Raw genomic sequence first — 25,196 nt, 5'->3', positions numbered from 1 at the left:
GGTCGACCGGCGTCCTCGCCTATAAAGGGGGGAAGCCCAATTAAAGGGAGTAAGTGACCATGGCCCGCGGAAGCAATGTCCCGGCGACGATCCCAGCCCTCGGCGGTGAGGCAAGCCTCAACCGCTATCTGGCGGAGATCAAGAAGTTCCCGATCCTCGCGCCCGAGCAGGAATATATGCTCGCGAAGCGCTTTCAGGAGCATGGCGACCCCGAAGCGGCCGCGCAGCTGGTCACCTCGCATCTGCGCCTCGTGGCGAAGATCGCGATGGGCTATCGCGGCTATGGCCTGCCGGTCAGCGAACTGATTTCCGAAGGCAATATCGGCCTGATGCAGGGCGTGAAGAAGTTCGAGCCCGATCGCGGCTTCCGCCTCGCCACCTATGCGATGTGGTGGATCCGCGCCTCGATCCAGGAATTCATCCTGCGCTCGTGGAGCCTCGTAAAGATGGGCACCACCGCTGCGCAGAAGAAGCTGTTCTTCAACCTGCGCCGGATGAAGGCCAAGCTCGACGCGTTCGAGGACGGCGACCTCAAGCCCGAGGATCTGGCCAAGATCGCCACCGATCTGGGCGTGACCGAGGAAGAGGTCACGTCGATGAACCGTCGCATGGCGATGGGCGGCGACACGTCGCTCAACGTGCCGATGCGCGAAGATGGCGAGAGCCAGTGGCAGGACTGGCTGCAGGACGACAGCGCCCTGCAGGATGAGGTCGTTGCCGAAGCGCAGGAAGCCGATGTCCGCCACTCGATGCTGGTGGATGCGATGGACGAGCTGAACGAGCGTGAGAAGCACATCCTCACCGAACGCCGCCTGACCGACGACCCCAAGACGCTCGAAGAACTGTCGCAGGTCTATGGCGTCAGCCGCGAACGCGTCCGCCAGATCGAGGTGCGCGCGTTCGAAAAGCTGCAAAAGGCGATGATGCGCCTGGCCGGCGACCGCCGCCTCCTCCCCGCGATGTAAGTCGCGGTCGAGGGCGGATGGACGACACCAATGACGCAATGGGCGGCGCGCGCCCGGGTGCTCCGCGCCCGGGCCAGCCGCTCGGCGCGCGTCCGCTCCCCGACCTTGGCCATCTCGACGGAATCGGCATCCAGCCCGTGAAGCCCAAAAAGCCCCGCAAGCCGATCGGCCGCCGCATCCTCGGCTGGCTGTTCAAGGGCGCGCTCGCATTCGTGCTGGTGTCGGTGGCGATGGTCACGCTCTACCGCTTCGTCCCCCCGCCCTTCACCCTGACGATGATGGGCGACATTTTCACCGGCCATGGCGTGACCAAGAAATGGGTGCCGCTGTCGCGCATCGACGCTGACATGGCCCGCGCCGCGATCGCCGCTGAGGACAGCAGTTTCTGCACCCATTCGGGCTTCGACTATGACTCGATGGCCGCCGCGATGCTGCGCAACGCACAGGGCGGGAAGGTGCTGCGCGGCGGATCGACGATCAGCCAGCAGACGGCGAAGAACGTCTTCCTGTGGCAGGGCGGCGGCTATTTCCGCAAAGGCCTGGAGGCGTGGTTCACTGTCCTGATCGAGAATATCTGGGGCAAGCGCCGCATCATGGAAGTTTACCTGAACGTCGCCGAAACCGGCATCGGCACCTATGGCGCCGAAGCGGGTGCGCGTCGGTACTTCAAGAAGGGCGCGGGCAACCTGACCCGCGCCGAGGCAGCGCGCATCGCCGCCGTGCTGCCGCTACCCAAGAAACGGGCGGCCACCGCGCCCAAGGGCTTCACCCGCCGCTATGGCAATTCGATCGCGGCGCGCATCGGCGTGGTCCAGCGCGAGGGCCTGGACGCCTGCGTGCGCTAGGGAGAGGACATGACGGATCGCCGAAGTGGCAAACGTCAGTCGACCCGACATGCCCTCCCTACGCCCCTCCTACACATTAGGAGGGCGAGCGGGTCTTATTTCTTTTCGGCAGGAACCGCCTTGTCGATCGCGTCACCAGCCTTCTCGGCGGTTTCGCCCACGGCCTGAGCCGCTTCGGTGATGGCCGCGTCCTTGCGGGTCTCGGAATTGTTGCTCAGGAAGTAGAAGGCGCCGACAACCACGATCACCAGCGCGATGATCCCCAGGATCAACCCGCCGCCACCGCCGCGCCGCTCGATCACCGTGGTGGTGCCGCCGCCATTGCGCTCGGTCACGCGCTCGGCAGTCACGCCATCGGTGCGCTCGACAATCCGTTCTTCAGCCATCTCTCATCTCCCAACAGGAACATTGGCCGCCCAACGCCGGGGCAAAAGCCATTGTTCCCGTTGTGAAATGTTCAGGCGCTTTCGTTAGTTTTGCACCAGCCCGCTCCCCCACCCGGCCACCCATAGGATACTAAAGTTGGGTGGCCGGGTGGGGGAGCGGGCCGGTGCCGCCGCAAACGCCCTTAGAACGGCAGCTTGAAGCCGGGAGGCAGCGGAATACCGCTCGACAGCTTCGACATTTCCGCCGACGCCGCCGCATCCGCTTTCGCCCGCGCATCGTTGAGCGCAGCTGCGACCAAGTCTTCCAGCATCTGCTTTTCCGACGGCGCGAGCAGCGATTCGTCGATATCGACGCCGATGATCCGGCCCTTGGCGCTCGCCTTGACCTTCACCAGCCCGCCGCCCGACGCGCCCTCGACCTCGATCCCGTCGAGGTTCGCCTGCGCCTTGGTCAGCTCGTTCTGGACGTTCTGCGCCATCGCCATGATGTCTTCGATACTCTTCACCCAAACCTCCTGTTTTCGCGGGTCCAGCCGATCAGCTCGGCATCTGGAAAGGCTTCGAGCGCCGCGGCAACCACGGGCGAGGCGAGCACGGCATCGCGCTCCGCCGCCTCGAGCGCTGCACGCTCCTCGTTCAACGTCTGCTGGCCCGGCGCATCGACGACGCGCAGCGACCAGCGCTTGCCGAGCACGCGTCGCAACGCGTTTTCGAAATCATGGACCAGATCTGCCGGGATGCCGTGACTGCTGACCTCGACCACCGGCTCCTCCAACCGGATCAGGCGGACAAGGTTCCGCACGCGCGCCGCCAGATGCACCTCATGCGCGTCCGCCAGCCGCTCGACCAGTTCGGCCATGTTGCGCGGCGCGGGCGCCTCGGCCGGTGCGCTCGGGGCTGCGGCCGGTGCCGGCCCGCCCATCGGCGCACCCTCGGCGATCTTGCGCGCCAGCTCACCCGGATCGGGCAGGGTCGAGGCGTGGATCACCCGCAACAACGCCATTTCGCACGCCTCGATCGGCAGCGCGGCGCGGATCACCTCGTCATGCCCCTTCAGCAGCAACTGCCACAGCCGGTGAAGCGCAGGAAAGCCGAGCTTCCCCGCCCATTCGCCCAGCGACGCGCTCTCCTCGGCCGCTTGCCCGGGAATGACCTCGTTGCCCAGCTTGGCGAGCGTCACGCGATGCACCATCTCCAGCAGCGACTTCAGCACCGCCTGCGGATCGACGCCCAGATCATATTGCCCACGCAACGCCGCCAGCGCGCGCGCCGCATCGCCCGCGATCACCAACCCGAACAGGTCGCGGATCGCGTTGCGGTCGGACAGGCCGAGCATGTCGCGCACTGCATCGGCAGTGACCGCCCCGCCCTCCATCCCGGCATGGGCAATCGCCTGGTCGAGGATCGACAGCCCATCGCGCGCCGACCCTTCCGCCGCGCGCGCGATCATCGCCAACGCCTCGGGCTCGGCCTGCGCGCCTTCCTTCTCGACCACCTCACCGAAATGCGCGGCGAGCTTGTCCGCCGGAATCCGCCGCAGGTCGAAGCGCTGACAGCGCGACAGCACCGTGACCGGCACCTTCTGCACCTCAGTCGTTGCGAACAGGAACTTCACATGCCCCGGCGGCTCTTCCAGCGTCTTGAGCAACGCGTTGAACGCGTTTTTCGACAGCATGTGGACTTCGTCGATAATGTAAATCTTGTACCGCGCACTCACCGCCGAATAGCGCGACGCATCGATGATCTCGCGCACATCGTCGACACCGGTATGGCTGGCGGCGTCCATCTCGATCACATCGATATGCCGCCCCTCGGCAATCGCGCGGCACGGCTCGCACACCCCGCACGGGTCGATCGTCGGCCCGCCCTGCCCGTCCGGACCGATGCAATTGAGCGCCTTGGCGATCAGCCGCGCGGTCGACGTCTTGCCGACCCCGCGCACGCCGGTCAGCAGAAACGCATGCGCCAGCCGGTCGCGCCGAATCGCGTTCCCCAGCGTCTGCACCATCGCATCCTGCCCGATCAGCTGGGCAAAGGTCTGCGGCCGGTATTTGCGCGCAAGCACGCGATACACGCTGTCGCGCGGCTGAGGCGGTTCGTCGAGGCCAAGGAATGAATCGGACATTGCGGAAGACCCTAGCGGGTCATGCGGCGCGCGTCATGTAGGGAAGGTCCGCTCCAGAGCGACCGGGGACGAAAATCGTTACGGCGGCTTCCGACCGCTCGGCCACGAATCCACGCTGGCGTGACGATCTGGCACCCTCCCCGCGATTCAGGTACGCTCCACACCGCGACATGGATTCGGGGGGGGCCGCCATGAAAGACAGCGCGACGCCGGGGCTGGCACAGCAACTCATCTTCCAGCTGCTGTATCCCGCCTTTCTCGGCGCCTTCATCTTCGCGATCTGGCAATCTCCGCCCGGCTGGCCATGGTCATGGTGGGGCAGCGACACTCCGCCTTGGGGCGTACTGCTGGCAGTCTATTGTGCGCTGCAATTTGCCCGGACGCATGCTGCGCGAACCGATCGCCTATTCTGGTTGTTCGATGCCGCCGAGCTGATCTTGCTGATCAGCGCCTTTTCCCGCTTGGGCTATGGCGGCCCGGCTCCTGGGGATCAGGTGCCACCGGACGGCGTGGCGCTCCTTTTGATGATCGCCCTGTTCGTGTTGCCCCCGCTACGCTGGTTTATCGCGGGCCACCGCACTGCGTTAGGATGGGGGTTTGCGGTTCTTTCGGGGCTGGCAGTCGCCGCGTTAGCGCTGGCCTGTGGCGCGGTGATCAGCCCCTTCGTAGCCTTTTGGATCACCGCCATCGCGCTGCTCGTCTATGTCGCCTGCTTGCTACTGCAGGATTGTGCCCGCTTCGGTCGAGGCGCCGTACCCCCGCCCATCGACGCGCCGCAGAGCGGCCACATGGTTCACCCGAGCCAGCCTAAGACGGTAGAAGAGTAACGCCCGGGTGCGCGCACAAGCGGCCAGCATGGCGCTCGCGTGGCTCTAACGCTGGAGTGAAGGTGGGAGCCGGGACGACCCGACACGAAAATCGTTACGGCTGCTTCCTTCCGGATCTGACCGGGTTGGCGACGGCATCGTCCGCCCGACTCCCGCGGCGCAGATAGGCGCAACCCCGCGCGATTGCAATGACTCCGCCGCATGTCGCTGCTAAGCCGCTGCGCGATGCGTATTTTGTTGCTGGGCGCCGGGGGGTTCATCGGCCGGCATATCCTGTCCGAGTTGCTGGCGAGCGGGCATAAAGTCCGCGCCGTCGCCCGCGATGTCGCGCGGCTACGAGACGCCGAGCCGGGCGCGGAGTGGGTCGGAATCGACCTCGCCCGTGCGACCGACGCTGAAGGCTGGCGCGAGCATCTTTCCGGGATCGACTGCGTGGTCAACGCCGCCGGGGTGCTGCGCGGGCCGGAGATGCAGGCGGTCCATGTCGACATGCCGCGCGCGCTCCATGCCGCGTGCAAGCGCGCCGAAGTCCGCCGCCTCGTCCTGATCTCCGCCGTGAGCGCGCGGCCCGATGTCGCCACCGATTACGCCGCGACCAAGCTGGCGGGCGAAGCGGCATTGCGCGACTCGGGCCTGCGCTGGACCATCTTCCGCCCCTCGCTGGTGATCGCGGAGAGCAGCTATGGCGGCACCTCGCTGCTGCGCGGCCTTGCTGCCCTCCCCTTTGCCCAGCCACTCGCGGGCGACGGCGACTTTACCTTCTCGCCGATACATGCCGACGATCTCGCCCGGTCGGTGCGCCTTGCGTGTGAGGATCTGTGGTTCGTCGGCCAGAGTTTCGAACCCGCTGGCCCGGAAACGCTCACCCTGCGCGAGTTGATGACCCGCTACCGCACCTGGCTCGGCCTCGGCCCCAGCCGTTTCGTCCGCGTGCCGATGCCGGTGATGCGCGCGCTCGGCCGGATCGGCGACCTTGCCGGGTCCGGCCCGGTCTCGACCAACAGCGTAGCCCAGCTTGTCGCAGGCAACGCCGCCGACGGCGCCGCGTTCGCGCAGGCGGTCGGCTTTCGCCCGCGCAGCGTGGCGCAGGCGATGCGCGACCGCGCCGCCGGGGTGCAGGATCGCTGGCACGCGCGCCTGTTCTTCCTCGCCCCCGCGATCCGCTGGGGGCTGGCACTGATGTGGCTCGCCTCGGCGCTACTCGGCCTGTTCGCCGGGCGCACGCAGACGCTTGAATGGCTCGCCGCGATCGGCGCGCCCGAGGGTGCCGCACTTCCGCTGCAGATCGGGACCGCCCTGCTCGACCTCGCCATCGCCGCGCTCGTCCTGCGCGACCGCACCGCGCGCACCGCGACCGCAGTCCAGCTCGCGGTCGTCACCGGCTACACACTCGTCCTCACGCTAGGCCTGCCCGCGCTCTGGGCCGATCCGCTCGGGCCATTGCTCAAGAACCTGCCGATCGTGCTGCTGATCCTCGTCCATGGCGCGATCGGCGACCGGCGATGACCGACGCGCCAGCGCCTTACCCGAACAAGGCCCCGACCAGCTCCCCGACCTTCGCATGCGCGGCATTCGCCTTGGCCGTTTCCAGCCCCGGCGCGTCGAGGTAGCAGGCGATCAGGATCGGCTTGCGTCCCGGCGGCGTCGCGATCGCGATGGTGTTGAAATAGCCCTCGCCGCTCGTCCCGGTCTTGTCCCCAACGCGCCAGTCCTTGGGCAGACCCGCGCGCAGCCGCGCCTTGCCGGTGGGCGACGCCTCCATCCACCCGGTCAGCTTCGCACGCGACGCCGGCGACAGCACATCGCCCAGCAGCAACCGGTTCATCAGCCACAGCATCGCGTCGGGCGTGGTCGTATCGCGCACTTCGCCATTGCGGACATTGTTGAGCGACGGCTCGTCGCGATCCGATCGGGTCAGCTGGTCGCCCGCATCGCGGATGAACCTGGTCAGCCCGCGCGGCCCCGAAATCTGCCCGAACAACAGGTTCGCCGCGCTGTTGTCGCTCATCACCACCGCCGCCTCGCACAGCGCCTCGATCGACATCGCGCCCTTGGCCAAGTTCGCCTTCACCACCGGCGCATAGTCGAGCAGATCGGCCTCACCGAACCGGATTTCGCTCGCCAGGTTCAACTCGCCCCGGTCCACCCGCGCCAGGACGGCTGCGACCAGCGGCACCTTGAACGTCGAGCACATCGCAAAGCGCGCCTCGGCCCCGTCGGAAAAGCGCCGCCCGGTGCCGGTGTCATAGACGGCGAGGCCCAGCCGCCCGCCGGTTTCGGCACGGATGCGGTCGAACGGCCCCAGCTTCTGCGCAAAGGCGGGAACGGTGGCGAGCGCAGCGGCGCCCATGATTACGGTGCGGCGATTCGTCATGGTCATCGTCCCTGCATATCGCGATGTTCTGAAGGCAGGCTGACCGTCAGCCCATCCAGCTCCGGCGTCAGCACGATCTGACACGACAACCGGCTGGTCCGCGTCGCCCCGACGGCGAGGTCGAGCATATCCTCTTCCTCCTCGCTCGGGCGCGGCAACCGGGCGAAGTCCTCCGCCGCGACGATGACGTGACAGGTGGAGCAGGCCATCTGCCCCTCGCACGTCCCCTCCAGCGGCATGCCCCGCGCCTGGCCGATCTCAAGCAACCGGTCGCCCGCAGCCGCCTCGGCCTCGACGGCGAGAGCCCCATCGGGCGTCAGGAATCGCACCCGGATCATGCCGCGATCCTCTGCGCGCGGGCGGCAGCATCAATGCGCTGGATGGCGTCCAACAAGTCCTCCTCAGTGGTATAGCGGCCAAAGCCCAGCCGGATGCTCGACCGCGCCTCGGCATCGCTCAGGCCCAGCGCCTGCAACACATGGCTCGGCCGCCCCGATCCGCTGGCACAGGCCGACCCCGCCGAAAAAGCGATATCGCGAAGCTCGGACATCAGCCGCGCGACGTCCAGCCCCGGATAGCGCAGGTTGAGATTGCCCGGATAGCGATCCTCCTTCGATCCATTCAGCGTCCAGCCCGCACCGCCCAGCGCCTGAAACCCCGCACGGAACAGCTGCGCCGCATGCGCCCGATCCGCCCCGAACCGCTGTTTGGCCAGCGCCGCCGCCGCGCCGAACCCGGCGCACAACGCCGGCGACAGCGTCCCCGACCGCCCGCCTGGCTCCTGCCCGCCACCGTGCATCAACGGCTCCAGCGCCACGCCATCGCGCACCCACAAAGCGCCGACGCCCTTCGGTCCGTGAATCTTGTGCGCCGACACCGCGACCAGATCGACGCCATCGGGGATCGCCACGCGTCCGAACCCCTGCACCGCATCGGTCAGCATCAGCGCGCCCGCCGCCTTGGCCAGCTCCGCCAGCGCCTCGACCGGCTGGATCACCCCGATCTCGTTATTGACCAGCATCGCCGCGACCAGCCCTGTCCCCGGCCCGATCGCGTCGCGCGCGGCATTGAGGTCGACCAGCCCCTCCGGCCCGACCGGCAACACTGTCACCGCGCGCCCGCGCCGCGCCTCCGCCGCCACCGTATCCAGCACCGCCGCATGTTCGGTGGCGATCGTCACGATACCGCCCGTCGTGCCCTTGATCGCCCAGTTCAGCGCCTCAGTCGCGCCACTGGTAAAGCTCACCGTCCCACCAGCGGGCATCAGCCCAGCGACCTGTTCGCGCGCCACCTCGACCGCCGCCTTGGCCTTGCGCCCGGCCGCATGCGCCGAATGCGGGTTGGCAAAGTCATCGCCCAGCCACGGCAGCATCGCGTCGCGCGCCTCGGGCGCCAGCGGCGTCGTCGCCTGATAGTCGAGATAGATCATGCCGCGCGGCTCCCGGCATCGGCGGCAATGTCGATCCAATGGTCGATAAACGCGCGGATATCCTCCGCCGTGGTGCTCCACCCGGTGCTCACCCGAATCGTCCGCGATGCGACCTCGGCATCGACGCCGAACGCCTGCAGCACCCGGCTCTGCTTCAGCGTCCCCGACGCGCACGCGCTCCCAGCCGACACCGCAAAGCCCTTGAGGTCGAAACGGACAAGCTGCGCCGCAGCGCTCAGGCCCGGCATGGCGATCGCGCTGATATTGCTCACCGTTTCGCCATATCCCATCAGCTGCTGCCCGCCATAGGATTTGAGCGTGCGGAACATGTCGACCCGCGCTTCGTGCCTGTCCATGTCGGGCAGCCCCACGCGCCGCGCCTGCCACGCCTCGACCGCAGCGGCAAAGCCCAGCACGCCGGGCAGATTCTCGGTCCCGCCACGATAGCCGAACTCCTGCCCACCCGGCGCATCCAGCAACGCAAGATCGCCGACCAGCAGCGCCCCCACACCGATCGGCCCGCCCAGCTTATGCGCCGACAGCACGATCAGATCGCCCTCGCGCGGAAAGCGGTTGAGCGCGAACATCTGCGACGCATCGGTCACCATAACCCCGCCGCCCTCGGCGATCATCGGCGCATAATGTTCGACCGGCTGGACCTTGCCCGTCTCGGGATTGACCCACTGGATCGCGATCACCGGCCGGTCGCCCACCGCCAGCGCATCGGCAAGCGCATTATAGTCGACATCCCATTCGCCATTGACCGGCAGCACGCCCGCATCCGGCGCCGCGCGCAGCACCGCGTCATGCTCGACGCTCGACCGCCAGCGCCGCCCGCCCTTGGCCAGCCGCATCGCGATGCCCAGCGCCTCGCTCGCCCCGCTGGTAAAGATCACCTGCCCCTGCCACCCCAGCGCTTCCTTGATCCGCGCCCGCGCATCCTCCAGCGCCGCCCGCGCCGCCCGCCCCTCGGCATGGGGCGAGGACGGATTGGCCCAACGCAGCATTCCTTCGATCATCGCCTCGCGCGCCTGTGGCAGCATCGGCGTGGTCGCGGCATGGTCGAGATAGATGCGCTGGGTCAGGGGAATCGTTCCAATTGCTTGTCGGGGCGTGAGGACTATATAGCCTGCACCCGTTTCCGCGCTACCGCGCGCCCATCACAGAGCAGGTCCACTTTGCCCGAAGTCATCATTCCCGGTCCCGAAGGCCGCCTCGAAGGGCGTTTCGCCCCCGCCCCCCGCCCCCGCGCACCGGTCGCGATGATCCTGCATCCGCACCCCAATGCGGGCGGCACTATGAACAACCGCATCGTGCAGGAGCTGTACAAGACCTTCCAGCGGCGCGGCTTCGCGACGTTGCGCTTCAACTTCCGCGGCGTCGGCAAGAGCCAGGGCACGTTCGACAACGGCATCGGCGAGCTGAGCGACGCCGCGTCCGCGCTCGACTGGGTGCAGAGCTTCCATCCCGAAGCATCGACCACCTGGATCGCGGGCGTCAGCTTTGGCGCGTGGATCGGCATGCAGCTGCTGATGCGCCGCCCGGAAATCCGCGGCTTCATCTCGGTCGCGCCGCCCGCGAACATGTACGACTTCACCTTCCTCGCCCCGTGCCCCAGCTCGGGCATCATCATTCAGGGTGACGGCGACGAAGTGGTGACGCCCGGCGCGGTGCAGAAGCTGGTCGACAAGCTGCGCACGCAAAAGCACATCACCATCCACCACGACACGATTCCGCACGCCAACCATTTCTTCGAACATGAAATGGACCCGCTGATGCGCAGCGTGGACAATTATCTCGACATGCGCCTCGACCCCAATTCGCCGATTCGGTGAACGGGCCGGACTCAGCGACGATCGACAATGGTCTGGGCGCATTGCTTGGACTTGCTGTTGGCGACGCGCTGGGCACGACACTTGAGTTCTCCGTACGCGATTCCGGGCCGCCCCTGACCGACATGGTTGGCGGCGGCCCGTTTTCGCTGGAACCCGGCCAATGGACCGACGACACCGCGATGGCGCTTGCGCTGGCGGAGACGCTCGCCGGGCACGACGTGTTCTATCCGCAAGCGTGCATGAACCGCTTCGTGAACTGGTACCGCTGGGGCGCACATAGCTGCACCGGAACCTGTTTCGACATCGGCATCACCACGCGGACCGCACTTGAGGTTGCTGAAGAAACGGGCGAGCCCTTTTCCGGGCCGACCAATTCACGCAGCGCGGGCAACGGATCGCTTATGCGCCTTTCGCCTGTCGCCCTATGGGGCTGGGATCGTGACGCCACGTTGGTAGCTCAGGTTGCCCGAGATCAGAGCCGCCTGACCCACGGCGCCGATGAATGCCTCGCCGCATGCGAAGGCTTCGCCGCGCTCCTCGTCAGGGCGATCCGTGGCGAACCGAAGGCCGAGCTACTCGCCCCGCACCAAGTCGATGCCCCCCGTGCAGTGGCGGAGATTTTCGGCGGCGCGTGGCAGGAAAAGGCGCGATCACAGATCAGCTCCAGCGGCTATGTCGTTCACAGCCTTGAGGCTGCTTTATGGTGTGTCGGCAACTCCGATGGCTTCGACGAGGCGGTGCTGCTCGCCGCGAATCTTGGTGATGACGCCGATACCGTCGCGGCGATCACCGGACAGCTTGCTGGCGCAATCTACGGAGCCGGGGCTATTCCCGCGACATGGCTCACCCGTCTGGCGTGGCGGGATGAAATCAGCGCAGTCGGTCTGCGCCTCCTCACCGAGCGCTGACTGACCGGCACCTCTATCCTTTTGAACGCGACCGAAGCATGATCGCCCCATGAAGCAATCCACCGCGATCAAGATCGCCGCCGGCGTCGCCGCTGCCACCATTGGCGGCCTGTTCCTCTACTCCCGCGCGACCCGCCCGCCGGTGATCAACCCGACCGTGCCGCAACCGGCCAAACCGGTCGACCTCACCCGCTACACCGGCACCTGGTACGAACTCGCCCGGCACGAGAATCGCTTTCAGAAGGGCATGGATTCGGTCACCGCCGACTATGGCCTCGAACCGGGCGGCAAGGTCAGCATCGTCAACAGCGGCATCCGCGCCGGTGAAACCGAACGCGACGTCAGCGAAGGCACCGCGATCGTCGCGGACGAGGACACCGGGGCAAAGCTCAAGGTTTCGTTCTTCGGCCCGCTCTACACCGGCGACTATTGGGTGCTCGACCATGGCGACGAGTACGACTGGTCGATCGTCGGCGAGCCTTCGGGCCGCTACCTCTGGCTGCTAGCCCGCGATCCCCGCCCCGACCCCGCGCTGCTTCAGACGCTCCTCACCCGGGTCGAGGACCTCGGCTACGACCGCTGGGCGTTGCGCATCACCCAGCAGGGTTGAGGGCGCGCGGGCCGTAACTAAAGTCGGCTCGACTGAAGCGCGAAGCGGCGCGTTCCCCCCGCCTGCTTGAGTGCGGCCTGCACGTCGGCGCGTTGCTTCAGCGCGAGGAAGGTTGCCCGGGTCCGGGGCACCGGCGCCGACTCCGGCGAGGCATCATAGTCGCTGAAATCCAGCAAGGTTTCGACGCGCTGATCCGGATCGTCGAGTTCCGCGATCACCGCCTTCGCCGCGGCATCGATATCGCCGACACACAGATAAAGATCGCGAAGCGATTCCGGATCATCCTTGCTGTTCGCCTCGATCAACGCACGATCGGCTGCAACCGCAGCAGCATTGCCCAGCGCCACGTTGGCACAGACCCGCACCAGTCGGATCTGCATCGCCCCGAACGGGCTGATCGGCAAATTCGCCCCATCGGCTGGCAATGTCTTTAACGCGTCGGCAAAGCGACCGAACCGGTTCTGCACTCCGGCCATGTTGATGATCTGACTGACATTGGGCCCGCCATCTTCCGCTGCCCTGCCCCCTTCGCGATACGCCGCAAGGCTGGCCTCCACATCGCCGAGCGTGGCGTGCGTGCCGCCCAGCGCGTCCCACCACCACGAACTCCGTTCGGCAGCGTCCAGAAAATCGGCAAGCTGCTTCCCATCGCCGCGCGCGCTCTCCAGGACCGCCAATGCCTCGCCCGGTCGGCCAAGGCCGCGGAGCAGTCGCGCCGCTGACAGGATCGGCGCGAGATGCCTCGGATAGCGCAGGATCGACGCGCGCACCCGTTTGAGTTCGCCCTCCGCCGCCGCGCGCGGGTCGAACCCGGCAGGCAGCAGCGCGGCAAACTCCGGCTGGACAGAGAGCCGAATCAGCACCGACGTCGTCTCGATCTCGGCGACCAGCGCCGCCACGCCCGCATTGTCCCCGCGCGCATGCAGGATCCGCATCAATCGCTCACGAAACCCGTCCTTTGACGCCATCGGCTCTTCGGGATCGAAACCGCTCGCCGTCATCACCCGCAGGAAGCGTTCGCGCGCAGCGTCCGCCTTCGCCTCGCGCAATTGCGTATCAAGCCGATAAAGCCAGCGTAGCTCATAGGTGTTGAGTGCCCGCCCGCGCCCCTCGCTCATCGCAACCACCGTCGCGACCGCGTCCTCGAGCGCCTTTACGTCCACATCGAGGCTCAGCCGCAGCTGCCATAGTTCGTCGGATGCGGATTCGAATGCTGTTCCTGCCACGGCGAATGCGCGGGCATCGACGAGGTTTCCCGCCCGCACCGCACAATAAGCGGCGAGCTGATATGCCAGCGTCGCAACTTCCGGGTCCAGCTGCGATACCGCCTTGGGTTTGAACTGCGGTTTCAGGAGCCTGAGCGCCGCCGGGCAATCACCGCGCTGCGACGCCTCCATGGCCTTGCCCAGCCGCGCGTGTGCCTTTTCCTGATCCGCCGCTGCGGGCGATGCGCCATACAGCCCCGCACCAACGATCGCCCCGACTATCCATCGCTTCATGCCTGCCCCCGTTCATGCCCAGGATAGCCGCCAGCGCGCTGAAATCGAGGGGCAATTTCCGCGCTAAACCGTCCAGATCAGCACATTCCCCACCAGCACCGCCGCGCACACGATCATCAGCACGCCCTTGGTCCGCCCGCCCCCGTTCCGGTCGCCCTTGCGGATCATCGTCACGCCGCCCCACACCAGCACGATGGCGGCGATGGTCAGCAGCGAGAGGGTCGTGTTCGCGGCGGTGGAGAGTTCGGGTCGCATGCCGCTTCCTTGCATGCCCTCCCCGCCCCGTCGAGATGCCCCGATTTATTGCGATTGCCTCGCAATAGAGAGGCCGCTAATGGCGCTGATAGATAAAGCTTTGGCCGCATAAGCTCGCAATGGGTTGCGCGCCATCGTCCCGCCATTTAGCGGAGCCCGCAAATGTCTGACCGTAACGCCATCCCGCTCGCCCCGTCCGCCGCGCTGACCGTGGAAACCGTCACCAGCGTGCGCCACTGGAACGAACATCTGTTCAGCTTCACGATCACGCGCCCGCAAAGCTTCCGCTTTCGCTCGGGCGAGTTCGTCATGCTCGGCCTGCCGGGCGAAGGCCGCCCGCTGCTGCGCGCCTATTCGATCGCAAGTCCCGCATGGGCGGAGGAGCTCGAATTCCTCTCGATCAAGGTGCCCGACGGCCCGCTGACGTCGAAGCTTCAGTTGATCCAGCCGGGCGACCAGCTGTTCCTCGGCCGCAAGCCGACCGGCACGCTCGTTACCGACGCGCTGCTCCCGGGCAAGCGGCTGTTCTTCCTCTCGACCGGCACCGGCCTCGCCCCGTTCCTCAGCCTCGCGCGCGATCCCGACGTGTATGAGATGTTCGACCAGATTCAGCTGGTCCACTCGGTCCGCCGCGTCAGCGACCTCGCCTTCCGCGAAGAGCTGGAGGCGCAGCTCGCCGGCGACCCGCTGGTTCAGGATCAGGCGCTGGTCCAGTTCAGCTATCTGCCCACGGTGACCCGCGAACCGTTCCCGACCAGCGATCGCATCGGCACGCTGATCGAAAACGGCGCACTGTTCACCGGCCCCAACATGGCAGGCGAAAAGCGTCTCGACCCCGAAACCGACCGCATCATGCTGTGCGGCAGCATGGAGATGATCAAGGATCTCTCCGCGATGCTCGACGGCATGGGCTTCGAGGAAGGTTCGAACAGCAAGCCCGGCCACTACGTCATCGAACGCGCCTTCGTCGGCTGACCAACGCCGTCGCCCCGGCGCAGGCCGGGGCCGCCAGAGGCTCATTCCCCGATTGCCGACCCAGCGATGGTAACGCTATCACCTCTCCGAACGACCATTCGGAGAGCAAGGCGATGCCCCATACCCCCCTGTCACGACGCAGCTTCATCGAAGCAACCGGAGCCCTCGCCGCGACGCTGACGACCACCACCGCCAGCGCCGCCTCGCTCCAGTCTACCCCGGCCCAGCTCAAGGGCCTCCCCCTCCCCGGCGGCGCCCGCCTTCCCGCCACCCCGCCGCGCCGCAAGCGCGACGACAGCCTCGGAATCGCGATCATCGGTTTAGGCGGCTACGCCCTCAACCAGATCATGCCGCGCATCGATCAGGCCGAGCGCATGCACATCAGCGCGCTCGTATCGGGCAACCCGGACAAGCTGCGCCAAGTCGGCGACGCATACGGCGTGCCCACCGACGCGCGCTATTCCTACGCAGACTTCGACAAGATCGCTGCCGACGACCGCACCCAGGCGGTGTACGTCATCCTCCCCACCGCCTTTCACGCCGACTTCACCCTGCGCGCCTTCGCCGCCGGCAAGCACGTCCTGTGCGAAAAGCCGATGGCGCTATCCAGCGCCGAGTGCGAAGCGATGATCGCCGCCAGCCGCCGCGCCAACCGCAAGCTGATGATCGCCTATCGCTGCCATTTCGAGCCATATAATGTCGAGGCGATGCGTCTGATGCGCGACAAGGCGGTCGGCACCATCCGCCTGATCCGCACCGAACAATCCTATCGCGCCGGCCCGACCACCCCGGCGCAGAACTGGCGCTTCAACCGCGCGCTCGCCGGCGGCGGCCCGCTCGAGGATTACGGCCTCTACGGCCTGCAATCCGCCCTCTACCTCAGCGGCGAAATGCCCGAGAGCATCAGCGCGACGACCTTCCAGCCCAAAGGCGACCCGCGCTTCACCGAAATCTTCGCGCACGTCGCCGCGCAGCTGCGCTTCCCCTCCGGCGCCGTCGCGCAGCTCGCGACCTCCTATGACTCCGCCGGAGCCAATCTTTCCCAGGTCCGCGGCACCGACGGCACGCTGATTCTCGACCCCGCCACCGGCTATGGCGGGCAAAAGATGCGGATCGAAGGGCAGAACGCCCGCGACTTCACCCCCGGCGACCCGAACACCCAATTCGCCGGCCAGCTCAACCACTTCACCAACGCGATCCGCGACAACAGCCCGATCCTCACTCCCGGAGAAATGGGCCTGCGCGACATCCGGCTGATCGAGGCGATCTACGCCTCGGCGCGCACCGGGCGTACCGTTACGGTCGCCCCGGATGGCCGGATGCGCGCATAACGCAACAGGGGGAGCCCCGGCGACACCGGAGCTCCCCCATCTGCACGTTAGCGCCGCTTACGCCGCCATCAGCGCCCCACGGCCTCTCGACGTATATCCCGCCCGGCGCGACTTCGCCTCGCCGATCTCGAACTTGTCCGCCTGCTCAGTCAGCGCGGCCACCTCACCGGTCAGGTTGCGCGCCGCAGCCGCAGTCTCCTCGACCATTGCAGCATTTTGCTGGGTCGAATGATCCATCGCTCCGATCGCCGCCGAAATCTGGGTGATCGCGGTCGACTGCGCCTGATTGTCCGCGGCGATATCGCCCAGCAGCGTATGCACCTCGCTCACATCGCCCGAAATATCGAGCAGCGCGGCATCCACCTTCTGCACCATCTCCACCGCAGCGCCGATGTCGGTCTGCGTCGCGGTCAGCTGATCGCGCGCACGCCCGGCCTCTTCCTCGGCCCGCATCGCGAGCGCGGAGACAAGGTCGGCCACCACCGCAAAGCCACGGCCCGCCTCACCGGCGCGCCCCGCCTCGACCGCAGCGTTCATCGCCAGCACGCGCGTCTGGAACGCAATCTTGTCGAGCCCCTCGATCACGCTGTCGATGCCCTTGGCCGAGTCCGACACCCGCGTCATCGCCTGCACCGCCTCATCGGCAACGCTGCGCCCGCTGGTCACCGTCGCAATCGCACCATCGGCGCGCTCGACCGTGCGTCCAGCCGCAGCCGCCGTCGCCTTCAGCCGCGTATCCATCTGCGTCACCGCCGCCGATGTTTCCTCAAGGCTCGCCGCATTCGCCTCGGTGCGCCGTGCCAGATCCTCCGAAGCCTGCGTAATCTCGCCGGATCCAGTCCGGATCGCCCGCGTGCTCTCCGCAACCGAACCGATCAGCCCGCGCAGCGACGCCAGCGCCGCGTTGAAATTGGTCTTCAGCTCGACATAAGCACCCGGGAAGTCCGCATCGATCGATGCCGTCAGGTCCCCGGTGGTCAGCGCCGACAGCCCGTCGCGCAGTGACGTCGTGACAATCTGCTGATCGGCGGCAGCGCGCGCATCCACTTCGGCCCGGTTCACTGCGGCCATCCGGAACTGCTCGACCGCGCCGGCAATGTCGCCCAGCTCATCAGCGCGCTCACGGAACGGGACCTTCGCCTCGCCCCCCTGCGCCAGCGTCGTGGTCGCATCGGTCAGGTCGCGCAACGGCGCCGCAATCGTGCGCACCAGCAGCCAGCCCATCAGCAGCGCAACCAGCGCCGTCAGCGCCGCGCCGCCCCACACCGCCACATTGGCGATCGTCGACATGCTCGCCTGCTCGGCGCGGCGTTCGGCGATCAGCTCATCCTGCCGCGTCAGCATCTCTGCCACGACCGCGCGCACCACCGGCAGCTGCTTCTGCCCCGAAATCTCCTGCGCCCGCGCCCGCGTCTCGGGATTGGCGGCCAGCGTGATCAGCTCGGCAAAGCGGCGATCATTGAGGTCCTTCACCTCCGTCGTCAGCTTGGCAAAGCGCTCGCGCTGGTCGGTCAGCTTGACCCGCTCGTCAAATTCCTTCGCCGCCTTGGCGAACACATCCTGATTGGCCTTATACTCGTCGAGCAGCTCGCCGCGGCCCAGCATCGCATAGCCGCGCAGCGCATTTTCCTGCTGCACCACGCTCGCGAGCATCTCCGACACCAGCTCCTTGACGCGCAGGCTGTTCACATTCTCCAGCGTGCTGCTGCGCATCGCGCCCAACGACGTGGCGACCACCACCCCCGATGCACAGACCATGAAGATCGCGAGTGCAAAGGACAGCACGATCTTGCGCGCCATTTTCAGGTTCGAGAAATAGTTCACCAAAGCCCCTTTGTGTTGAACGGCCGACAGGACCGGCCGCCCAACGGCACCAGCCGGGGCGCGCGCTCACAAGAGGCTGACCCTGCGTCCTTATAGGCGGCGCCGGCAGCGACTGGTGGAATGACTCAACGATTCTTCGCGGCCGCAACCGGTTGCGGGGCGGACGGCCGAGCGCCGGAGGGCGGGCCAATCGGGGGCGAGTGGACGTCACAACCGGGCACACTGTGCGTATATGACCGCGGCAGCTTTTGGCCCGCTAGCGGCTTGTCCGCTTCCGGGATACCACCGGCTTAAGCGGAGATATGCGGGGAAACGCGTACAGTCTGAGGCGTGATGTACGCGCTCCTGGCGCCTGCCCCGGCCTTACATCGGGTCCAGACGCACCCGCGTGATCTTGAGTCCGGTAGTTTCCTCAATGGTCAGTCGATATCCTTGCAGGGCGATATGCTCACCCTGCTCCGGAAGCACGCCCCGCACCGACAGCGCGAGGCCGGCGATGGTGACAATATCCCGATGGTCGAACAGGATCCCATGATCCTCTGACAGTTCGGCCAGCGTTACCTCCCCGTCCATTACCAGGCCGCCTTCGGGCGTCTTGCGGATCCACTCCGATTCCGGCGTTTCCTCTTCGTCGATCAGGTCCTCGACAAGGTCGTCCAGAGTAACGAAGCCGAGCGTTCCGCCATGCTCATCGACGACGAGCGCGGCATGGGTGCGCTGTTTCTTGAACAACGCCAGCAGTTCGGTTGCAGAGGTCGTTGCAGCGACGCGCGGCAGGGGGCGCGTCACCGCTGACAGGGTTTCCATGCGACCCGCGATGCGTGCGCGAATGAAGTCCTTTACATGAAGGACGCCGCCAATGTCGTCGAGCGAGTGCGAAAAAATCGGATAGCGTGAGGCCGGCGACGAAGCGATTAAGGCAGCAACGTCACTTAACGGGGTATCCAGCGCGATCGCCCGCATCCGCGACCGAGACGTCATCAACTCCTCGGCGGTGCGGTCCTCCATATCGAAGATATTGTCGATCAGGATGCGTTGCGCCTCGTCGAGCTGGCCGCTGGCCGCCACTTCCTCGGTCGCGATCTCAAGCTCCTTGCTGCTGTAAAGCAGCGAGCTTTTCCCCGGATCGGGAATGCCCAGAATGCGCATCAGCCCAAAAGCCGTCTGGTTGAGCAGATAGACCATCGGCTTGAACAGGAAACCGAACATCCGCATCACCGGATTGACCGACAGGCTGACCTGTTCGGGCACCTGCAACGCCATTGCCTTGGGAATCATCTCACCAAACACGACGTGCAGGTAAGTGATGGCGCCCAGCGCGATGATAAACCCAACGATATGCGCCTGGTCGTACGTCAGCCCGGCCCTTTCCAGCCCGGGATAGAGCCAGGCAGCCACGGCAGGCTCGCCGTACATACCAAGTCCGATACTCGCCAGCGTGATGCCGAGCTGCGCGATCGCGATGTATGAATCCTTGCCGCCCTCACGGTCAAAGATGCGGACCAGCCAGCGGGCTGCGGCGCTGCCACCATTGGCGAGGGTCTGAAGCCGACTACGCCGCGCGCCGACCAGCGCGAACTCGGCCGCAACAAACACACCGTTGATCACGATCAGAATTACGATGATCAGAATGGGTAGCAGGACGTCGGTCATACCTCCTGCTCCTCGCGCTTTTCAAACCGGACCAGGACACGTTGAACGGCATAGCCGGCCATCGCCTCGACCTGCAAAAGATAGGGGGTATCGGTCACCTTGGTCTCGTCACCCACGACCGGCAGGCGCCCAAGTTCGTGCCAGACCAGCCCACCGATCGTGTCGGCGCGGTCGATGGGTAGGTCGATCTCATAGCGATCGGCAAGCGTCGCAAGGCTGACGTCGCCCCGCACGCTGCGGCCATCGCCTCGCTTGATGACCAGATCCTCTTCCTGGTCGAATTCGTCCTGCAGTTCGCCGAACACTTCCTCAAGGGCATCCTCGAGCGTGACCATTCCGGCAATGCTGCCATATTCGTTGATCACCATCGCCGTTCGTCGCCCGTTCTCGCGCAGCGTCTGCCACAGGCGTGGCACGCTCATCATTTCGGCAACGATCAGCGGCGCTGGTGCAACCGAACCGACGGTCGTCTGCGGATCGCGTTCAAACGCCGCGAACAGAGCGCGGACGTGGACGATGCCAACAATGTCCTCGCCGCTAGTCCCAGCGACCGGGAAACGGGAATAAGACGCCTCGGCGATTCGCGCGAGCGCGGTGCCGACGGTCTCGGCGGCGGAAACGGTCACCATACGGGTGCGGGGGGTCATGACCTCACGAACGGTACGCTCGCTGACGCTCAGCGCGCCAGACAGCATATCGCGCTCTTCGGCATCGATCAGTCCACCGGCGGCGCTGTCGCGGTACAGCCCTTCAAGCTCTTCGGGCGAATGAACATGCGTATGGCTGTGGTCGGCATTCAACCGGAACAGGCGCATCAAGGCAAAGGCAGTTCCGTTGAACAGCGCGATCAGCGGTCGGAATAACGCCAGGCTGACCCGCATCGGCAGCAGCGTCGCCATCGCCAGTTGCTCGGGGTAGCGAAGCGCGACCGTCTTGGGCAGCAGTTCACCCAGCACGACCTGAACGACCGTCACCGCGAGCAGCACCACCACGATCGCTGCAGCCGCGCCGCCGATCGGCCCCAGCACCGGTGCCAGCAGCGGTGTCAATTGAGCCTGGCCATAGGCACCGGCGATCAGGCTGCTCAGCGTGATGCCGATCTGGCAAGCCGCCACATAATTATCGAGCTTTTTGGGATCGCGAATGATCGCAAGCAAACCCACAGCGTTGCGATTGCCCGCCTCGGCAATCTCCTGAACGCGCGACTTGCGCGAGCCGACCGTGGCAAACTCAGCTGCCACGAACAGTGCGTTTGCGGCGACCATCAGCAGGATAACGAAAAACGGAACGAGCGCGCTATCCAAACTCAAAAATCTCCATCCCGACAATGGCGGTGCGCCTACCATCCACCGGGTAAGCCGACAATGGGCAGCGATAAATACGCGACAGTCCGATCCGTCGCACGTGACCGACTTGCCCAGCAATGCGCGCGCATGAAAGCGTTGCACGAACACGGAGCAGACCGACTAAACGAACGCTGGCTTTCGGGATCGGCCGGGACTGCCTGGAGCGCTCAGTGTAGGCACGCGCGCCCTTCCAATGTTGGAAATTCCCTGATCTAAACTGATCGGTGAACCCCAGCCCGCCGCCATCCCCTCCAAAAACCCCCGCGCCTGACATCCGTCGCGCAGGTGTCGCGTCGCCGTCGCGCGCCTGTCGCCCGCCTGTCGCTTCACGGTCGCATCGCAGGTGTCAGCCAGTCGCAAACCCGTCCCGACAGCCGAAAAACACCATTTTTCGTCAGCTTCGTACGGACACCCCCGCGACGCTGTCAGTCGGCCCCGCTCAGCACCCGGGCATAGGCCGCCGGATCGGCGTTGCCGCCGCTCAGCACCACGAGCAGGTCGGGCCGCGCCTCGACCTTGCCGGCCAGCAGTGCGGCGAGGGCGACCGAACCACCCGGCTCGATCACGAGCCGCAACCGCCGCGCCGCCCAGCGCTGCGCTGCCCGCACCTCGGCCTCACTCACCCGCACCCCGGTGGCCCCGCGCCGCGACAGCACGTCGAAGGTCAGCGGGGAAACACGCAGCGTCTGGAGCGAATCGCATGCCGTCGGGGGCGGGCTGTCGCCAACCGGCTCGATCCACCCCGCCTCCAGGCTGCGGCACATATCGTCCCAGCCCTCGGGCTCGACCACGACGACCTGCGCATCGGGCAGCGCCAGTGCGACCCCGGCAGCAAGGCCACCGCCGCCGCACGGTACCGCGACATAGGCCGGATCGGGCAGCTTCATCTCGGCCGCTTGCGTGAGCACCTCGATCCCCAGACTCCCCTGCCCCTCGATCACCCACGGGTCGTCGAACGGGGGGACCAGCGTGGCACCACGGGCATGGGCGAGGTGCGCGGCGATCTTGTCGCGATTTTCGGTCATCCGGTCATAGCTGACCACTTCGGCGCCCAGCGCCAGTGTCGCCTCCCGCTTCAGCGCCGGGGCGTCGCTCGGCATCACGATCACCGCCGGCACCCCGAGTCGCTTCGCCGCCCAGGCAACGCCCTGGGCATGGTTGCCCGACGAGAATCCGACCACGCCCTTGGCGCGGACATCCGGGTCCAGCGCCGTCAGCCGGTGCCATGCGCCGCGAATCTTGAATGCCCCGATCGGCTGGAGCGATTCGGCCTTGAACATCACCGGCACGCCGCGAATTTCGGCCACAAACAACGGGGTTGGCGGCAGGATCGCCGCCACCTTGGCCGCCGCGTCCCGCACCCCGGCCCTGGTCGGCTGTCGCAAAATCGTCACATCACACCCCGCATCAATACGATAGTCCCGAAACTACTTTACAGGGGGGACCCCCCACCCTAAATGACCCCTCCGCTGCCCCATGGGACTTCCACCGCAAGGCAGTGTTTTTATCGTCTGCCGCAAGGCAATTGGAGGTCCCTTGAGTTGCACAAGCATCATAGCGCGCTGGGGCTAGCGAAAGCCCTTCGTCCCGTCGAGCCGGTAACGCTCGTTCGTCCGCACGCTGCAAAGCGCGCCGCCCGCTTCTTTGTTGAGAAGTTTCCGGGAACGGTGCTCTACGCGGTCAAGGCGAACCCCTCTCCTGAATTGCTCCAGATCCTCTGGGACAGCGGTGTGACGCATTATGACGTCGCGTCGATCGGCGAAGTGCGCATGGCGCGCCGCGCCCTGCCCCTCGCGACCCTGTGCTTCATGCACCCGGTCAAGGCCGAGGAAGCGATTGAGGAAGCCTATTTCGTCCACGGCGTCCGCACGTTCAGCCTCGATACGATGGATGAGCTGGAGAAGATCGTTCGTGCCACCCGTGGTGCGGCCGACCTGAACCTGTGCGTGCGCATCCGCGTGTCGTCCGATCATTCGAAGCTGAGCCTCGCGGCAAAGTTCGGTGCGGAGCCCGAGGATGTCGCCGACCTGCTCGTCGCGACCCGTCAGGCCGCTGACGCCCTTGGCATCTGCTTCCATGTCGGTAGCCAGGCGATGACCCCGGCGGCCTACACCGAGGCAATGGAACGCGTCCGCGCGGCGATCGTCGCCTCGTCGGTCACGGTCGACATCGTCGATGTCGGCGGCGGCTTCCCGTCCAGCTATCCGGGTATGGAACCGCCCCCGCTCGAAACCTATTTCGGCGTGATCCACAACGCGTTCGAGAATCTTCCGATCTCGTACAGCGCCGAATTGTGGTGTGAGCCGGGTCGGGCATTGTGCGCGGAGTATAGCTCGCTGATCGTCCGCGTCGAAAAGCGCCGCGGGGATGAGCTGTACATCAACGACGGAGCCTATGGCGCGCTGTTCGATGCCGCGCATGTCGGCTGGCGCTTCCCGGTGCGCGTCCTGCGCGACGACGCCGATGAAGCGACGGAGATGACCGAATACAGCTTCTACGGCCCGACCTGTGACGATCTCGATCACATGGCCGGCCCGTTCGAGCTGCCCGCGGACATCATCGCCGGCGATTATATCGAGGTGGGGATGCTCGGCGCCTATGGCTCGGCCATGCGCACCGCGTTCAACGGCTTCGGCTCGGACCTCGTCCACACCGTCACCGACGAACCGATGGCGACGCTCTACTCCGGCATCGCGATCGAGCGCCCGACCAACGTCGTCAGCCTCGATCAGTTCAAGCGCCGCGCCCGGCGCTGAACGGCAACAAAAAAGGCCACTGTCCGATCGGACAGTGGCCTTTTTGCTGATCCGCCGCTGTTACTTGCGGGCTTTGCGAGCGGCATAGCGCGCATCCCGCGCCGCCTTCATCTCCGCCGCACTCGGAGGCGTCAGACGCACCTCCTTGAGCGCTGCAGCCGCGTCGAGCGCAGCCTGCTCCTCCGCCTTCCGCTCCGCCTCAGCCTGCTTCAGCGCAGCCTTCTCAGCCTTGGCAGCAGCAGCAGCCTCAGACTTGGCAGCGCGTTCTTCGGCCAGCGCCTTGTCCCGCGCTTCAGCGGCCTTGCGCCGCTCTTCCAGCACAGCGGGATCGACCGCAGGCTTCGAGCGCAGCAGTTCGAGTGCCTTCTGCTTTGCCCGGGCCGCCGCGGCAGTACGATCCTGAAATGACGGTTCCCTGTATGACGACATGCATGTTTTCCAATGAGTTCAGCCCGTGCTGCGTCAACGCCCGACTGGCGTTCACGCATCCGGGGCGATAAAAATAAAGCGGCTCGCGCACTGGCGAACGCGAGTCGCGCTTCGCCGTAAGCGGTCAATCAGGCCGCAGGTTGAGACCTTACGTTACCCTAATCAGCCGCGCCCGTCGAGGATTGCCGCGATCGCCGCAGTCACCTCGCCGATATCGGCCATACCATCGACCCGCTGGACCAGCCCGCGCGCCTCGTAGATCGGCAGGATCGGCGCAGTCTTGGCGCGATACTCGGCCATGCGGGTACGGACCGTTTCTTCATTGTCATCGGGACGACGCTTGAACTCGGTTCCGCCGCACACGTCGCAGACGCCCTCAACCTTGGGCTGGTTGAAGCTGTCATGATAGTTCGCGCCGCAGTTGGCGCAGCTGAACCGGCCCGTGATGCGCGCGACCAGTGCGTCCTCGTCCACGACCAGCTCGATCACGTGATCGAGGCTACGTCCGCGCTCGGCGAGCAGGCTGTCGAGCGATTCCGCCTGTGCGGCGGTCCGGGGATAGCCGTCGAAAATCGCGCCCTTGTCGCCCAGTGCATCCAGGCTCTCGCCGATGATGCCGCTGACGATCGCGTCTGAGACGAGCTCACCCGCCTCCATCACCGCCTTGGCCTGCAGCCCGACCGGGCTACCCGCCTTGACTGCGGCGCGCAGCATGTCGCCGGTCGACAGCTGGACCATACCGCGCTCGCTCTCGAGCCGCGACGCCTGGGTCCCCTTGCCCGCGCCCGGAGGCCCCAACAGGATGATATTCAACTGGCTTCCCC

The 25,196-nt window shown here is 66.3% G+C and carries 25 protein-coding genes and 1 other RNA gene; 10 read left to right on the top strand and 16 right to left on the bottom strand.

The genetic code is table 11. From position 1 onward, the window contains the following. The first annotated feature begins 59 nt into the window (after nt 1-59). Entirely contained in the window at nt 60-965 is a 906-nt protein-coding gene (gene rpoH / locus K9B35_RS04270; RefSeq protein WP_224920579.1) for an RNA polymerase sigma factor RpoH, read from the top strand. Between the two features lie 17 nt (nt 966-982). Further along, a complete protein-coding gene (gene mtgA / locus K9B35_RS04265; protein ID WP_224920578.1) occupies nt 983-1,810 on the top strand; it encodes a monofunctional biosynthetic peptidoglycan transglycosylase in 828 nt (275 codons plus the stop codon). 95 nt (nt 1,811-1,905) lie between these two features. On the opposite strand, the gene K9B35_RS04260 is transcribed toward mtgA, so the two are convergent. The 3 genes from K9B35_RS04260 to K9B35_RS04250 all read right to left on the bottom strand — a co-directional run bounded on the left by K9B35_RS04260 (nt 1,906) and on the right by K9B35_RS04250 (nt 4,321). Then, complete coding sequence (locus K9B35_RS04260; protein WP_224920577.1) at nt 1,906-2,196, bottom strand: hypothetical protein; 291 nt, start codon at nt 2,194-2,196, stop codon at nt 1,906-1,908. 182 nt (nt 2,197-2,378) lie between these two features. Next, on the bottom strand, nt 2,379-2,702 hold the full coding sequence (locus tag K9B35_RS04255; RefSeq protein ID WP_224920576.1) for a YbaB/EbfC family nucleoid-associated protein: 324 nt from the start codon (nt 2,700-2,702) through the stop codon (nt 2,379-2,381). After that, entirely contained in the window at nt 2,699-4,321 is a 1,623-nt protein-coding gene (locus tag K9B35_RS04250) for a DNA polymerase III subunit gamma/tau (RefSeq protein WP_224920575.1), read from the bottom strand. The genes K9B35_RS04255 and K9B35_RS04250 overlap by 4 nt, the downstream gene beginning before the upstream one ends. Before the next feature lie 191 nt (nt 4,322-4,512). On the opposite strand from K9B35_RS04250, the gene K9B35_RS04245 reads away from it, so the two are divergent. Further along, nucleotides 4,513-5,148, top strand: a complete 636-nt coding sequence (locus tag K9B35_RS04245; RefSeq protein ID WP_224920574.1) for a hypothetical protein — start codon at nt 4,513-4,515, stop codon at nt 5,146-5,148. Nucleotides 5,149-5,206: 58 nt separating this feature from the next. On the opposite strand, the gene ffs is transcribed toward K9B35_RS04245, so the two are convergent. Next, an RNA gene (ffs, locus tag K9B35_RS04240) (signal recognition particle sRNA small type) lies at nt 5,207-5,305 on the bottom strand. 44 nt (nt 5,306-5,349) lie between these two features. Here ffs and K9B35_RS04235 point away from each other — a divergent pair. Continuing rightward, the gene (locus tag K9B35_RS04235) at nt 5,350-6,654 is read left to right on the top strand and encodes an SDR family oxidoreductase (RefSeq protein WP_224920573.1); all 1,305 of its coding nucleotides are present in this window, start codon (nt 5,350-5,352) and stop codon (nt 6,652-6,654) included. Nucleotides 6,655-6,670: 16 nt separating this feature from the next. On the opposite strand, the gene bla is transcribed toward K9B35_RS04235, so the two are convergent. From bla to K9B35_RS04215, 4 genes are read right to left on the bottom strand one after another with little or no spacing between them, the layout of a single operon-like run. After that, on the bottom strand, nt 6,671-7,522 hold the full coding sequence (gene bla / locus K9B35_RS04230) for a class A beta-lactamase (protein ID WP_224920572.1): 852 nt from the start codon (nt 7,520-7,522) through the stop codon (nt 6,671-6,673). Between the two features lie 2 nt (nt 7,523-7,524). Beyond that, the gene (locus K9B35_RS04225; RefSeq protein ID WP_224920571.1) at nt 7,525-7,860 is read right to left on the bottom strand and encodes a 2Fe-2S iron-sulfur cluster-binding protein; all 336 of its coding nucleotides are present in this window, start codon (nt 7,858-7,860) and stop codon (nt 7,525-7,527) included. Next, nucleotides 7,857-8,951 (bottom strand): cysteine desulfurase family protein, encoded by a 1,095-nt coding sequence (locus tag K9B35_RS04220; RefSeq protein WP_224920570.1) that lies wholly within the window; start codon nt 8,949-8,951, stop codon nt 7,857-7,859. Before K9B35_RS04220 ends, K9B35_RS04225 begins: the two co-directional genes overlap by 4 nt. Beyond that, nucleotides 8,948-10,024, bottom strand: a complete 1,077-nt coding sequence (locus K9B35_RS04215; RefSeq protein WP_318245960.1) for a cysteine desulfurase family protein — start codon at nt 10,022-10,024, stop codon at nt 8,948-8,950. Before K9B35_RS04215 ends, K9B35_RS04220 begins: the two co-directional genes overlap by 4 nt. Before the next feature lie 105 nt (nt 10,025-10,129). Here K9B35_RS04215 and K9B35_RS04210 point away from each other — a divergent pair, with 105 nt between their 5' ends. Genes K9B35_RS04210 through K9B35_RS04200 form a run of 3 tightly spaced genes read left to right on the top strand, consistent with a single transcriptional unit; the run spans nt 10,130 to nt 12,304 of the window. Next, nucleotides 10,130-10,786, top strand: coding sequence for an alpha/beta hydrolase (locus tag K9B35_RS04210; protein WP_224920569.1), 657 nt, complete (start codon nt 10,130-10,132; stop codon nt 10,784-10,786). Then, on the top strand, nt 10,783-11,694 hold the full coding sequence (locus K9B35_RS04205) for an ADP-ribosylglycohydrolase family protein (protein ID WP_224920568.1): 912 nt from the start codon (nt 10,783-10,785) through the stop codon (nt 11,692-11,694). Before K9B35_RS04210 ends, K9B35_RS04205 begins: the two co-directional genes overlap by 4 nt. Nucleotides 11,695-11,743: 49 nt before the next feature. After that, nucleotides 11,744-12,304: a lipocalin family protein gene (locus K9B35_RS04200; protein ID WP_224920567.1), complete on the top strand. Its 561-nt coding sequence runs from the start codon at nt 11,744-11,746 to the stop codon at nt 12,302-12,304. Nucleotides 12,305-12,321: 17 nt separating this feature from the next. Here K9B35_RS04200 and K9B35_RS04195 read toward each other — a convergent pair whose 3' ends face one another. Then, entirely contained in the window at nt 12,322-13,803 is a 1,482-nt protein-coding gene (locus tag K9B35_RS04195) for a hypothetical protein (RefSeq protein WP_224920566.1), read from the bottom strand. Nucleotides 13,804-13,866: 63 nt separating this feature from the next. Next, nucleotides 13,867-14,058, bottom strand: coding sequence for a hypothetical protein (locus tag K9B35_RS04190; RefSeq protein ID WP_224920565.1), 192 nt, complete (start codon nt 14,056-14,058; stop codon nt 13,867-13,869). 162 nt (nt 14,059-14,220) lie between these two features. Here K9B35_RS04190 and K9B35_RS04185 point away from each other — a divergent pair, with 162 nt between their 5' ends. Then, entirely contained in the window at nt 14,221-15,033 is an 813-nt protein-coding gene (locus K9B35_RS04185) for a ferredoxin--NADP reductase (protein WP_224920564.1), read from the top strand. Between the two features lie 113 nt (nt 15,034-15,146). Further along, nucleotides 15,147-16,364, top strand: coding sequence for a Gfo/Idh/MocA family protein (locus K9B35_RS04180; protein ID WP_224920563.1), 1,218 nt, complete (start codon nt 15,147-15,149; stop codon nt 16,362-16,364). Nucleotides 16,365-16,421: 57 nt separating this feature from the next. Here K9B35_RS04180 and K9B35_RS04175 read toward each other — a convergent pair whose 3' ends face one another. The 4 genes from K9B35_RS04175 to K9B35_RS04160 form a co-directional block, all read right to left on the bottom strand. Beyond that, nucleotides 16,422-18,164 carry a methyl-accepting chemotaxis protein gene (locus tag K9B35_RS04175; protein ID WP_224921091.1) on the bottom strand — a complete coding sequence of 581 codons (1,743 nt, stop codon included), beginning with the start codon at nt 18,162-18,164 and terminating at the stop codon, nt 16,422-16,424. A gap of 387 nt (nt 18,165-18,551) precedes the next feature. Further along, entirely contained in the window at nt 18,552-19,841 is a 1,290-nt protein-coding gene (locus tag K9B35_RS04170) for a hemolysin family protein (RefSeq protein WP_224920562.1), read from the bottom strand. Then, nucleotides 19,838-21,145 carry a hemolysin family protein gene (locus K9B35_RS04165; RefSeq protein ID WP_224920561.1) on the bottom strand — a complete coding sequence of 436 codons (1,308 nt, stop codon included), beginning with the start codon at nt 21,143-21,145 and terminating at the stop codon, nt 19,838-19,840. The genes K9B35_RS04170 and K9B35_RS04165 overlap by 4 nt, the downstream gene beginning before the upstream one ends. Nucleotides 21,146-21,612: 467 nt before the next feature. Continuing rightward, nucleotides 21,613-22,581 carry a threonine/serine dehydratase gene (locus K9B35_RS04160; RefSeq protein ID WP_224920560.1) on the bottom strand — a complete coding sequence of 323 codons (969 nt, stop codon included), beginning with the start codon at nt 22,579-22,581 and terminating at the stop codon, nt 21,613-21,615. Nucleotides 22,582-22,728: 147 nt separating this feature from the next. Between K9B35_RS04160 and K9B35_RS04155 the strand changes: the two genes are divergently transcribed. Beyond that, the gene (locus tag K9B35_RS04155; RefSeq protein ID WP_224920559.1) at nt 22,729-23,943 is read left to right on the top strand and encodes a type III PLP-dependent enzyme; all 1,215 of its coding nucleotides are present in this window, start codon (nt 22,729-22,731) and stop codon (nt 23,941-23,943) included. A gap of 60 nt (nt 23,944-24,003) precedes the next feature. Here K9B35_RS04155 and K9B35_RS04150 read toward each other — a convergent pair whose 3' ends face one another. Next, on the bottom strand, nt 24,004-24,372 hold the full coding sequence (locus K9B35_RS04150; RefSeq protein ID WP_224920558.1) for a DUF6481 family protein: 369 nt from the start codon (nt 24,370-24,372) through the stop codon (nt 24,004-24,006). Between the two features lie 162 nt (nt 24,373-24,534). Beyond that, on the bottom strand, nt 24,535-25,185 hold the full coding sequence (locus K9B35_RS04145; RefSeq protein ID WP_224920557.1) for an adenylate kinase: 651 nt from the start codon (nt 25,183-25,185) through the stop codon (nt 24,535-24,537). Nucleotides 25,186-25,196: the final 11 nt, after the last annotated feature.

The organism is Sphingomonas sp. R647 (genome assembly GCF_020177055.1).
Taxonomy (GTDB): Bacteria; Pseudomonadota; Alphaproteobacteria; order Sphingomonadales; family Sphingomonadaceae; genus Sphingomonas.
This window is presented reverse-complemented; position numbering and strand designations above follow the sequence as displayed.

What these genes read in the sequence shown, in the direction of transcription:
- K9B35_RS04180 (WP_224920563.1), top strand. Translation starts at nt 15,147, where the DNA reads ATGCCCCATACCCCCCTGTCACGACGCAGCTTCATCGAAGCAACCGGA.
- K9B35_RS04190 (WP_224920565.1), bottom strand. Translation starts at nt 14,058, where the DNA reads ATGCGACCCGAACTCTCCACCGCCGCGAACACGACCCTCTCGCTGCTG.
- K9B35_RS04185 (WP_224920564.1), top strand. Translation starts at nt 14,221, where the DNA reads ATGTCTGACCGTAACGCCATCCCGCTCGCCCCGTCCGCCGCGCTGACC.
- K9B35_RS04260 (WP_224920577.1), bottom strand. Translation starts at nt 2,196, where the DNA reads ATGGCTGAAGAACGGATTGTCGAGCGCACCGATGGCGTGACTGCCGAG.
- mtgA (WP_224920578.1), top strand. Translation starts at nt 983, where the DNA reads ATGGACGACACCAATGACGCAATGGGCGGCGCGCGCCCGGGTGCTCCG.
- K9B35_RS04250 (WP_224920575.1), bottom strand. Translation starts at nt 4,321, where the DNA reads ATGTCCGATTCATTCCTTGGCCTCGACGAACCGCCTCAGCCGCGCGAC.
- K9B35_RS04235 (WP_224920573.1), top strand. Translation starts at nt 5,350, where the DNA reads ATGTCGCTGCTAAGCCGCTGCGCGATGCGTATTTTGTTGCTGGGCGCC.
- K9B35_RS04200 (WP_224920567.1), top strand. Translation starts at nt 11,744, where the DNA reads ATGAAGCAATCCACCGCGATCAAGATCGCCGCCGGCGTCGCCGCTGCC.
- K9B35_RS04225 (WP_224920571.1), bottom strand. Translation starts at nt 7,860, where the DNA reads ATGATCCGGGTGCGATTCCTGACGCCCGATGGGGCTCTCGCCGTCGAG.
- bla (WP_224920572.1), bottom strand. Translation starts at nt 7,522, where the DNA reads ATGACGAATCGCCGCACCGTAATCATGGGCGCCGCTGCGCTCGCCACC.
- K9B35_RS04195 (WP_224920566.1), bottom strand. Translation starts at nt 13,803, where the DNA reads ATGAAGCGATGGATAGTCGGGGCGATCGTTGGTGCGGGGCTGTATGGC.
- rpoH (WP_224920579.1), top strand. Translation starts at nt 60, where the DNA reads ATGGCCCGCGGAAGCAATGTCCCGGCGACGATCCCAGCCCTCGGCGGT.
- K9B35_RS04170 (WP_224920562.1), bottom strand. Translation starts at nt 19,841, where the DNA reads ATGACCGACGTCCTGCTACCCATTCTGATCATCGTAATTCTGATCGTG.
- K9B35_RS04150 (WP_224920558.1), bottom strand. Translation starts at nt 24,372, where the DNA reads ATGTCGTCATACAGGGAACCGTCATTTCAGGATCGTACTGCCGCGGCG.
- K9B35_RS04175 (WP_224921091.1), bottom strand. Translation starts at nt 18,164, where the DNA reads ATGGCGCGCAAGATCGTGCTGTCCTTTGCACTCGCGATCTTCATGGTC.
- K9B35_RS04245 (WP_224920574.1), top strand. Translation starts at nt 4,513, where the DNA reads ATGAAAGACAGCGCGACGCCGGGGCTGGCACAGCAACTCATCTTCCAG.
- K9B35_RS04220 (WP_224920570.1), bottom strand. Translation starts at nt 8,951, where the DNA reads ATGATCTATCTCGACTATCAGGCGACGACGCCGCTGGCGCCCGAGGCG.